General features: G+C 51.3%; 10 protein-coding genes and 1 pseudogene. 7 read left to right on the top strand and 4 right to left on the bottom strand.

Annotated features, from left to right (window positions below):
* From WAO31_RS07300 to gcvT, 3 genes are all read right to left on the bottom strand, one after another.
* The coding region (locus WAO31_RS07300; RefSeq protein ID WP_509591976.1) for an aminomethyl-transferring glycine dehydrogenase at window positions 1-1809 on the bottom strand (1809 nt) is incomplete at its 3' end.
* 7 nt (window positions 1810-1816) lie between these two features.
* On the bottom strand, window positions 1817-2191 hold the full coding sequence (gene gcvH, locus WAO31_RS07295; RefSeq protein WP_509591974.1) for a glycine cleavage system protein GcvH: 375 nt from the start codon (window positions 2189-2191) through the stop codon (window positions 1817-1819).
* Between the two features lie 25 nt (window positions 2192-2216).
* Window positions 2217-3317, bottom strand: a complete 1101-nt coding sequence (gcvT, locus tag WAO31_RS07290) for a glycine cleavage system aminomethyltransferase GcvT (protein ID WP_509591972.1) — start codon at window positions 3315-3317, stop codon at window positions 2217-2219.
* A gap of 184 nt (window positions 3318-3501) precedes the next feature.
* Between gcvT and WAO31_RS07285 the strand changes: the two genes are divergently transcribed.
* The 7 genes from WAO31_RS07285 to WAO31_RS07255 all read left to right on the top strand — a co-directional run bounded on the left by WAO31_RS07285 (window position 3502) and on the right by WAO31_RS07255 (window position 9650).
* On the top strand, window positions 3502-3750 hold the full coding sequence (locus WAO31_RS07285; protein WP_509591970.1) for a hypothetical protein: 249 nt from the start codon (window positions 3502-3504) through the stop codon (window positions 3748-3750).
* Between the two features lie 90 nt (window positions 3751-3840).
* Window positions 3841-4311, top strand: a complete 471-nt coding sequence (locus tag WAO31_RS07280; RefSeq protein WP_509591968.1) for a DUF3817 domain-containing protein — start codon at window positions 3841-3843, stop codon at window positions 4309-4311.
* 18 nt (window positions 4312-4329) lie between these two features.
* Window positions 4330-5454, top strand: a complete 1125-nt coding sequence (locus tag WAO31_RS07275; RefSeq protein ID WP_509591966.1) for a D-TA family PLP-dependent enzyme — start codon at window positions 4330-4332, stop codon at window positions 5452-5454.
* Window positions 5455-5606: 152 nt separating this feature from the next.
* Entirely contained in the window at window positions 5607-6680 is a 1074-nt protein-coding gene (locus tag WAO31_RS07270; protein ID WP_509591964.1) for an ABC transporter ATP-binding protein, read from the top strand.
* 18 nt (window positions 6681-6698) lie between these two features.
* Complete coding sequence (locus WAO31_RS07265) at window positions 6699-7862, top strand: ABC transporter substrate-binding protein (protein WP_509591962.1); 1164 nt, start codon at window positions 6699-6701, stop codon at window positions 7860-7862.
* Window positions 7863-7955: 93 nt separating this feature from the next.
* Window positions 7956-8834, top strand: a complete 879-nt coding sequence (locus WAO31_RS07260; protein WP_509591960.1) for an ABC transporter permease — start codon at window positions 7956-7958, stop codon at window positions 8832-8834.
* A gap of 6 nt (window positions 8835-8840) precedes the next feature.
* Window positions 8841-9650, top strand: coding sequence for an ABC transporter permease (locus tag WAO31_RS07255; protein WP_509591958.1), 810 nt, complete (start codon window positions 8841-8843; stop codon window positions 9648-9650).
* Window positions 9651-9759: 109 nt separating this feature from the next.
* Here WAO31_RS07255 and WAO31_RS07250 read toward each other — a convergent pair.
* A pseudogene (locus WAO31_RS07250) lies at window positions 9760-10420 on the bottom strand (hypothetical protein); the annotation flags it as partial.

The raw sequence follows: 10420 nt of genomic DNA, 5'->3' as shown, positions 1-10420 counted from the left end.
GGCAAGCACAGCGGAGGCTGCGTTGGTGCCGTGAGCCGAAGAAGGGATTAGGCAAACATCGCGCTGGGCATCTCCGCGAGAAAGGTGATAACCACGAATTGCCATCAAACCAGCAAGCTCTCCCTGGCTACCGGCGTTTGGCTGAAGTGACACTGCGTCATACCCCGTCACGTCGCAGAGCCAACCCTCAAGCTCAGAGATCAAGGCAAGGTAGCCCTCGATGTCTTCCTTGGGCGAGAAGGGGTGCAGGTTTGAAAACTCCGGCCAGGTGACCGCTTCCATCTCGGTGGTGGAGTTTAGTTTCATCGTGCAAGAGCCAAGCGGAATCATTCCGCGATCCAGTGCGTAATCGAAATCTGCTAGACGCTTCAGGTAGCGAAGCATTGCCGTTTCAGAGTGGTGAGAGTTGAAGACCAAGTGGGTCAAATATTCTGACTTTCGGTCAAGTCCGGCAACTCTGAGACTGCCAGATGGGCTGTATACATATGAGACTTTGTTGGCACCAAAGACGGCTGCAATTTGGTCAAGGATTTCTGGGCTGATGGTTTCGTCAATAGAAATACCTATTGTTGAATCGTCAACTACCCTCATTGTCAGATCGTGCTGCCTACCCTTGGCAAATATTGCCTTGGCATCAATTCCTGTGACTTGGAAAGTGTCAAAAAAGTCAGTTTCGGTGACCTGTAGCCCGGCGGCCCGGATGGCATCGGCAAGGGCCTGAGCTTTCAGGTGAACTTCAAGAGCGATTGATCGCAAACCTTCTGGTCCGTGGTAAACCGCAAACATTCCGGCCATGACGGCAAGTAGTACCTGAGCGGTACAGATATTTGAGGTTGCACGCTCGCGCCTGATGTGTTGCTCTCTAGTTTGAAGGGTCAACCGGTAAGCCGGAGCACCATCGGCATCTAGTGATACACCAACTAATCTTCCAGGCATAGATCTTTCAAGATCAGCACGAACGGCTAGGTAGCCAGCGTGTGGACCACCGAAGCCCATCGGAACACCAAATCTCTGAGTGGTTCCAACCACCATGTCGGCCCCGGCATCTCCTGGTGCTTCAATGAGGCAAAGTGCCAAGAGGTCGGCAACAGCAACCGCCATTGCACCAACTGAGTGAGCTGCGTCAAAAATTGGTTTTAGCTGGGTAAGTCTTCCGGAGGCTCCAGGGTATTGGACCATGACGCCGAAGTAGTTTCCCGTTAGCTCGGCCGCACCCTTCGAGGCATCGAAATAAGCAATTTTTATTCCAACCGGCTCTGCTCTGTGTTCAAGTAGGGCCTTGGTTTGCGGCATGGCGTCAGAGTCAACGTAAAAGACATCCATCTCGTTGGTTGAAGATCTCCGCGATAGCAGCATTGCTTCGGCCGCAGCAGTTGATTCATCAAGCATCGAGGCATTTGCAGTTTTCATCCCGGTTAGTTCATTGACCATGGTCTGAAAATTGATTAGCGCCTCTAGACGCCCCTGAGAAATCTCCGGCTGGTAAGGGGTGTAGGCGGTGTACCAAGAAGGATTCTCAAGAATGTTTCTCTTGATTACACCAGGTGTAAAGGTTCCGTAGTAGCCCTGACCGATCAAAGAGGTCGTGATCTTGTTGTTTCTGGCGTGGGCGCGAAGCGCCTTGAGCGTGTCTGGCTCAGACAAGGGATCTGGCAGCTTTCCGTCGCCTTCGAACTGAATGGCTTTGGGAAGAGCGGTTGCCATCAGCTCATCTAAAGATGAGTAGCCAAGCTCTTTGAGCATTGCTTGCTGCTCTTGATTGGTAGGGCCAATGTGACGATATTTGAAGTCTTTGTGCTCAGGAAGCAATTTTGACTTAGCCCTCTCCGGTTAGTGCGGCGTATTCCTCATGGGTTAGCAGTGCTGGAAGCTCCGTGAAACGAATCTTGATAAGCCAACCAGCACCAAATGGGTCATGGTTTACAAGTTCAGGGTTTCCAGAAACTACATCGTTTACCTCAACGATTTCGCCGTCAACCGGAGCGTAGAGCTCGCCGACGCTTTTGGTGGATTCGATCTCACCGCAGATCTTCATATAAGTAGTAGAGGAGCCAACCTTTGGAAGGTCGACAAAAACGATGTCACCCAACTTTTCGGCTGCGTACTCGGTGATTCCAACGGTGGCGACATCGCCATCGATTGAAAGCCACTCGTGCTCTTTTGTGTAGTGAAGACCCTCGCGGTTGATCATGCTTTTTATTTCCTCTGAGATTTGACTAGTTTTTGGCTCTTTTATAAAAAGGTAGTTTCACAACCCTAAACGCTGTTTGCGTACCCCTGATGTCCACGCTAATAGGCGTGTCGAGTTCGGCAAAATCGGCGGAGACATAAGCCATGGCAACTGGAACACCAAGCGTTGGAGACAAGGCTCCCGAGGTAATCACGCCAACTGACTCAGTCGAAACTTCAACAAAAACTTCATAGTCTGCACGAGCAGCTCGCTTGCCCGAACCTTCTAATCCAACTAGAACCTTGCTGGGCGCAACCTGAGAGAGTTTCTCAAGAGCTGCTTTGCCAACAAAGTCTCCTGGCTTATCTAGCCGAACTACTTTTCCAAAGCCAGCCTCAAAAGGATTGATCTCAAGGTTCATCTCGTGACCGTAGAGCGGCATTCCAGCTTCAAGTCGCAATGTGTCTCGGCAGGCAAGGCCGGTGGGCAGAAGACCTTTATCTTTACCGGCAGCAAAGATTGCGTCCATGACTGAAGCAGCAGATTCCACGGGGATGTAAATCTCGAAGCCATCCTCACCGGTGTATCCGGTTCTAGCCAAAAGGCAATCAACACCAGAGAGCTCCGCTTCGGATATGGCGTAGTACTTCAAATCCTCCAGGGGAGAAGTTGTAATTTCAGAAAGAATTGCAACTGAATTAGGTCCCTGAATTGCAAGAAGGGCCCAGAGATCACTCTCATCCCTTACCTCAACTGCGAAGGCCTTGGCACGCTGCCCCATTTGAGCAACTACAACTTCTCGGTTGGAGGCATTAGCTACAACCAGGAATGCGTTTTGGCCCAAGCGGTAAACAATCAAGTCGTCGATGATCCGGCCTGACTCGTTGCAGATCAGGGAGTACTTGGCGCGTCCAATAGCAATTTCTGAAGCTGCCCCAACCAGGGCAAAGTCCAAGTAAGCAGCCGCGTCCTTGCCTTCGATAAAGATCTCACCCATGTGAGAGATATCGAATAGGCCGGCAGCTTCTCTAACTGCGTGGTGTTCGGCAAGGTCTGAGCTATACCGCACCGGCATCTCCCAGCCACCAAAATCGGTGAAGCTGGCGCCAAGGGCCTCGTGCTTATGCCTCAAGGGGATGGATTTCATGTCACTAATCTAAGGGGGAAACTAGTCCCCAAAAACCGCCTGCCTGGAGTCTCAGGAATGTCAGTTGCTGGGCCTAGCTTTTGAGCATGAAGACATTAGAGGTAGCGATTTACTGGTTCAACAAGATCTGGCCCTGGGTTGTAATACCTACCCTTATCTTCGGATCAATCGTCGTTGGACTTTTATGGGGCGAAGCAAAGAAGGGGTTGAAGAGCTAAGCATGGGATTTATCGACTGGCTAAAAAAAGTATTGAGCTATGACCTGCCTATTCAGCGTCCGCCTTCGAAACAAGTCGGAAAGCCTCAAATGAACGAGGGCGATTTTCACTCCGGACCGGAGGGCTATTCACCTAGCACGCCATACCCTGAAACTTTCTATGGATCCGGGGGCTCAAGCGACCACGGCCACGACGAGGGTGATTTCAACCGCTAGAAATTTGCAGGGCTCTTTTCTAGATTAAATGTCACCCCCACGGGCATTAGAAGTCAAGGCAAAGGAGTTCTTTACAAATAGGCTTGAGAGATGGACGCAAAACCAAAAGATGTATTCGGGACCTTCGCTCGCATTGAGATGTTTACCTGGGCGATGTTGATCGCCGCAATAATCGCTAGAGAGACAATTGGCATTGCCTCAAATGTCTTCTTCATTGCTGGAGCTACCCACGGATTTGCCTTCATTGGGTATGCGACAACGGCTGTTCTGGTTGCCGTTAATCAGCGCTGGGCTATCGGCCGGACCATCTTGGCGGTTGTGCTGGCGATAGTTCCTTTTGCCACCTATCCTTTTGACCGCCACCTCGAGAGAAACAAGCTCATGGATGGCGAGTGGCGAATTGAGGGAACCAAAGACCCTAGAGATAACACCTGGTTCGACAAGACTTTCCGCTGGTTCATCTTCAGGCCAATTCTTCTTATCCTGTTGCTGATTGTTTTTGTGGTTTCTTTGTTTATGTTCTTGATTTGGGTTGGGCCTCCCTATGAGTGGGGACGCTAGAACCACTTAGGTTTAGCCATGAGAAAGCTCTCTCCGGACACTCCTTATTTGGCAATAGATAAGAATCTGCTTGCCAAAAACATTGGGCGCATGGCCAAGAAAACTTCCAAGGCAGGCATCAATCTTCGACCCCACGTAAAAACCCATAAGGTCCCAGAGCTTGCCAAGCTCCAGCTTGCAGCAGGTGCGGTTGGAATTTCGGTTGCAACAATTGGCGAGGCTGAGGTGTTTGCCAAAAAGGGAATCAGAGACATCTTTATTGCGTATCCCTTGTTCGTGACCGAAGCCAAACTCCAGCGACTTATAAAACTCTCACGCAAGGTGAAACTAACTCTTGCCATAGATTCAGCCGAGGGTGCAAAGGCTTTGGCCAAGGGGCTTTCCGGGGTCCGAGTGCTTGTTGAGATTGATAGTGGCCATCGCAGATCAGGTTGCCTTCCAGACCGCGCTGGCGAAGTTGCTCTTGAGGCCAAATCCCTCGGACTAGAACCAGTTGGTATATTCACCTTCCCAGGTCACAGTTATAGGCCCAAGGGAGCAAAGCAAGCGGTGGCCGATGAGCAAAGGGCTCTCAAAGAAGCCGCAACTGCCATGGCCAAGATTGGTATCGAAGCGAAGGTTATTTCCTCGGGTTCAACTCCTTCGGCCGGGATTTCTTCCGAGTCGGCTCGAAACTCGGGCAAAACCAAATCGATTGTCAATGAGCTAAGACCCGGTGTATACATTTTCAATGACGCCCAACAGCTAGAGCTTGGAACCTGCGCGGCAAAAGAAGTTGCACTTTGGGCGGTCGCAACAGTCGTCAGCGTAACCGGCAACCGCATGATTCTAGATTCGGGCAGTAAAACCCTCGGAGCAGATAAGGCAGCCTGGGCTACCGGGTACGGCAGGCTCTTGGATTTTCCAGAAGCTCGCATCGAGGCGCTGTCAGAGCATCACGCCACTGTAGTTTTTCCAATGACCAAGAAACCCAAAGCTGGCACCAAAGCATCCGGCGGCAAGCTACCTAAGATTGGCGACCTGATTCGGGTCGCCCCAAACCATGTCTGCAACGCGGTCAACCTGGTTGATCGGGTGTACCTACTTGAGAGCCAAAAGGTGGTTGGGTCTTTGAAGGTAGCCGCCCGGGGTAAAAATAGCTGACTCCTTCAGTTAGAAACCTTTACAGAACTGAAACTTTAGCTTGACTGTTTCTGAGAGCCGATTATGGGCGACAGAGTAAGCTAGGAAATGTTCGAGAGCCCATGGGGAAGCTCTCTGGGCTCGAGAATTCCAATAACTGACTGGGTGATATTTTGAACCAAGGCTCATCGAAGAGCACAACGGCATCTTCTTCAACCGAGACGACCCCAGCTGTAAGCATTCGGTCTCTAAACAAAACCTTTGGCGACGTCACTGCAGTTTCAAACTTAGATCTTGATATCCCGCAAGGGGAGTTCTTCTCTATGCTCGGTCCATCGGGGTCGGGAAAGACAACCGTTCTTCGTATCATTGCTGGCTTTGAAACTGCTACGAGCGGCCAGGTGCTGCTTGAGGGCTCACACGTCACAGAGCTTGCTCCATTCGATAGAGACGTCAACACTGTCTTTCAGGACTACGCACTTTTCCCACACATGTCCATCCAGCTAAACGTTGAGTACGGACTCCGTGCGAGAAAGATGCCAAAGGCAGAGCGAGCAAAGCTCGCCTCCGAGGCTATTGACTCTGTCAAGCTCTCGCACTTAGCGGATCGACTACCTCACCAGTTATCCGGCGGACAGAGACAGAGAATTGCCCTTGCCAGAGCTTTGGTACTTCGCCCCAAGGTTTTACTTCTTGACGAACCCCTCGGTGCCCTCGATAAGCAACTTCGCGAGGAGATGCAGGTCGAGCTAAAGAGGATTCAACGAGAAGCCGGCATCACCTTTATTTTCGTGACTCACGATCAAGAAGAAGCCATGCGCATGAGCGATCGGATTGCAGTTTTCAATCAGGGAAAGATCGAACAGATTGGCACACCCCGCGAAGTGTATGAAAGCCCCTCGTCTTCTTTTGTTGCTAGCTTCTTAGGGGTTTCCAACCTAATTTCAGGAACCGCCGCAAAAGAGCTATTTGGTTCCGATCAGCTGGTGAATATAAGGCCGGAGCGAATCAGGCTTCTAAAGGAAAGTTCTAAGGTTTCTGAAGGCGAAATCGGAGTCAGGGCAACTATTACGGATGTTGCCTACACCGGAGCCAACACGCTATACGTGTTGGAATCCGATGGCGGACTGCGCATAATTGCTACCAGATTAAATGAAGAGTTACCGGGACAAGACCTAGGTCTTGAAGCGGGTGACAGGGTATTGGCCTCTTTCCGTAAGGAACACGTCGCCAAGATTCCTAACTAAATAATGAGGAGGAACAAAATGAGAAGAAGCAAACTAGCTCTTCCTGCAGTGCTAGCCGCTAGCGCCTTGGTGCTATCCGGCTGTGCAACATCAAGTGGCGAACTGACCCTTACGGTTCCAGATGTCCCAATGAAGGCCGAACTGGGTGACTTCGAAGGTCAACTGAACATCGTTAACTGGGCCGGTTTCGTAGACCCAAAGTGGGTTGACCCATTCACAGCTGAGACCGGTTGCGTTGTCAACAACCGCGACGCCGGTACCAGCGATGAGATGGTCACCCTTATGCGCACCGGTGAGTACGACATCGTGTCGGCTTCAGGTGACGCAGCCCTTCGCCTAATCGTTGGTGGAGACGTGGCACCTCTAAACATGGATCTAATCCCTAACTTCAGCGATGAAATCGCTGAGGGTATGAAGGGTCAGATCTATGACGTTGTAAACGGCAAGCCTTACGGTGTACCAATTGGCCGTGGTGCAAACCTTCTTCAGTACAACGAGGACGTAACCGGTGGAACTCCAGAGAGCTGGGACATTGTTTGGGAAACCGACAGCCCATACGCTGGCAAGATCACCGCTTATGACGCACCAATTTACATTGCTGACGCAGCTGTGTACTTGATGTCCACCAAGCCAGAGCTTGGCATCACTAACCCTTACGCACTGGACGAGACTCAGCTAGCCGCTGCGGTTGAACTGCTAAAGCAGCAGAACACCATCATCGGTGAGTACTGGTCCGACGCTGTGGCTCAGATCACTTCCTTCGTAGGTGGCAACACCGTAGTTGGAACCAGCTGGGAAGTTCTAAAGAAGTTTGCGGCTCAGGACAACCTGAAGACCACACTTCCTGTTGAGGGTTCGACCGGATGGTATGACACCTGGTTGGTTTCAAGCACCTCTCCAAACTCAAACTGTGCTTATGCATGGATTGACTACACCAGCCAGGCAAGCGTTAACGGAGCAATCGCCATGAACTTTGGTATGGCTCCTGCAAACATTGCATTCTGTGCAACCGATGCCGACACTCAGGCTCACTGTGACCAGTTCGCAGCAGAGGACGAGGCGTTCTGGGATCAGGTATGGCCTTGGACCACTCCAATTGAGGAGTGTGTTGATGGACGCACTGACGTTAAGTGCACCAGCTTCCAAGACTGGACCAATGCTTGGGTAACCGTTAAGGGTTAGTTCCAATGCTTTGCCGGGTGGGGGTAAAACCCCACCCGGCAACACCAGTTTCAAAAAACTTATCCCTCAAACTCTTGATAGGCAGGTGAGAAATTGAGCGCAATTCAAAAGGCCCCAGAGCGCCCCGTTTCTACTTACCTTCACAAAAGACCCACCACCAGGCTGGTTGCGCTTCTTGCGCTTCCCATGACCTGGCTGGTTGGGGTCTACATTATTTCGCTTTTCCTACTTCTTATTACGGCCTTTTGGTTCATTGATCCCTTTACCTCAAAGGTGATTCCCGGGTTTACCATCGAGAATTTTGTCAATATCTTTACCGTTCCCGCTTACTTCGCAACCTCCATGCGAACTCTCGGAATTGCAATTGCAGTTACGGTGGTTTGCGTTGCTTTTGCTATTCCTCTTGGATTATTTATGGCCAAGATTGCGAAACCTTGGGTCAGAAATCTCTTGGCTGTTGCAATCACCCTTCCGCTTTGGGCGGGCTATCTTGTAAAGCTTTTGGCTATGCGCCTTACCTTCACTGAGCAGGGATTAGTCAACTGGGCGATGGATCCTTTCGGTATTAGCGGCCCAGGTTTTGGTATTCCAGTGACAATTCTGACGTTGGTCTACTTGTGGTTTCCATACATGGCGCTTCCGGTCTTCACTGCCATTAGACAGTTGCCGCTAAATCTTTTTGATGCCTCAGCTGACCTTGGTGCTAAGGGCTGGGCAACGGTATCTCGGATGGTGATGCCATTGATAACCCCGGCGATTATCGCCGGTAGCGTCTTTACTTTCTCGTTGAGCCTTGGTGACTACCTCGCTGCCCGGTTTGTCGGAGGAAAGACTCAGATGATTGGGTCAATTATTGCCTCGAATATTAATCTAAACCCACCGGTAGCGGCAGCTTTCTCGATGGTGCCAATTGCCTTCGTCGTCATGTATCTGATGGTGGCAAGACGAACCGGTTCACTGGAGAGGATGTAGCCCAAGATGCTTAGATTCTCTCGCCTATCAAGATGGTCGTTGATGGCCATTGTCGGATTCGTACTTATTTTTATGTACGCACCGCTTTCGGTTCTGATCCTGAATGCCTTTAATGAGCGACAGGTTTCAGCCTGGCCAATTCAGGAGTGGTCGTTCAAGTGGTGGGCAATTGCGTTTGAGTCTGAGGAGATTAGAACTGCACTCCTAAACTCAACGATTGTTGCGTTCGGAGCGATGACCATCGCGATGGTTCTTGGATCACTGGTTGCTTTTGCGCTTAGCAGGTATGAGTTCTTCGGCAAGGGAACTGTCAACCTCCTGGTTATTCTTCCCATTGCCTTACCTGGTGTCGTGACAGGTGTTGCCTTTAGCAACACCTACAGCAATTTCCTTACTCCGGCTGGTTTCCAGATTGGATACTTCGGAATGATTGTCGCTCACGCGACATTTTGTATTGTGATGGTCTTCAATAACGTCTTCGCAAGATTAAAGCGGATGAACCCATCGCTTCAGGAGGCCTCGATGGATCTTGGCGAGGGCCTTTGGGGGACCTTCCGACTGGTGACCTTCCCACAATTTAGAACTGCCTTTGCAGCGGGAGCACTTTTGGCTTTCGCGCTTAGCTTCGATGAAGTGGTCGTGACCATCTTTACCGCTCCACCTGGGACTACCACACTTCCGCTCTGGATCCTTGCGGAGATGGCTCGACCCAACCAGGCATCGGTAGTGAACGTGGTTGCAACCGTTGTGATTGTGCTTTCACTCATCCCGGTTTACGTTTCCCAGAGGCTATCTCGGACCGAGAACGAGAAGTAGCCTCAGCCGATAAACTGTAGTCCTGCCCTCGTAGCTCAGCGGATGGAGCAGAAGACTTTCCCACTAAGGCCCGGTCGCACATGGCGCTACCTGTGGCTGAGCCAACGGCTTAGCCGTTGATCGCGTCCTCACTAAATTGGTAACTTCCACCTGACTCGACAATCTGGCCGAAGTTCTCGGCAACGTATTGAGGCTCTGCTTGTCCGGGATCAAAGGTTTCCATGTACGCGCAGTCATGGAAGTAGCTTCCATCCTTGACTTTTTCAGCATCGAGGGTTCCCCGCTCAATCATGAGTTGGATGCCCGCGGCTTGGAAATAGGCGTTATTGAAGTCCGCCTCCGGGTCGCCGCGGTAGTCGTTGTATGCCTTGCGCAAGATGACTTGGACGTAATCGTCGCGTCCCTCTATCTTTGCTGCCATGTAGTTGCCGAAGTATTCCGCGGTCCCTTCAGAAAACCAACGGATTCCCTCGTACTTTTCTTCGGGCTGGTTTTCGGCTACGGAGCATTGGCGAATCAAGTAATTCGAGAGGCCGTGGTAGGCCTCGTGGAACCACACTTCTGTTGCCGTGGTTTTGCTGACTCCCTCTGGCCACGCGTAGACGGCTGACCGGGCTTTGAGGCAGGGATCAGGCGCTGTCGCGACGTCGGCCCCTCCGGTTATCCAGCGACCGACTCTCTTCGCGCCGTCTTCCATTTCTCCCTCGTCCATGCCTTCAGCGCACACAAGGTCGGATTGCCATTCCCGGAAGGCAGCTACGGTCGCATCG

This window comes from Rhodoluna sp. (genome assembly GCF_049276775.1).
Taxonomy (GTDB): Bacteria; Actinomycetota; Actinomycetes; order Actinomycetales; family Microbacteriaceae; genus Rhodoluna.
Note: the sequence above shows the minus strand (reverse complement) of the source record. Positions and strands in the feature narration are given on the sequence as shown.

What these genes read in the sequence shown, in the direction of transcription:
- gcvT (WP_509591972.1), bottom strand. Translation starts at nt 3,317, where the DNA reads ATGAAATCCATCCCCTTGAGGCATAAGCACGAGGCCCTTGGCGCCAGC.
- WAO31_RS07285 (WP_509591970.1), top strand. Translation starts at nt 3,502, where the DNA reads ATGGGGCGAAGCAAAGAAGGGGTTGAAGAGCTAAGCATGGGATTTATC.
- WAO31_RS07255 (WP_509591958.1), top strand. Translation starts at nt 8,841, where the DNA reads ATGCTTAGATTCTCTCGCCTATCAAGATGGTCGTTGATGGCCATTGTC.
- WAO31_RS07265 (WP_509591962.1), top strand. Translation starts at nt 6,699, where the DNA reads ATGAGAAGAAGCAAACTAGCTCTTCCTGCAGTGCTAGCCGCTAGCGCC.
- gcvH (WP_509591974.1), bottom strand. Translation starts at nt 2,191, where the DNA reads ATGATCAACCGCGAGGGTCTTCACTACACAAAAGAGCACGAGTGGCTT.
- WAO31_RS07280 (WP_509591968.1), top strand. Translation starts at nt 3,841, where the DNA reads ATGGACGCAAAACCAAAAGATGTATTCGGGACCTTCGCTCGCATTGAG.
- WAO31_RS07275 (WP_509591966.1), top strand. Translation starts at nt 4,330, where the DNA reads ATGAGAAAGCTCTCTCCGGACACTCCTTATTTGGCAATAGATAAGAAT.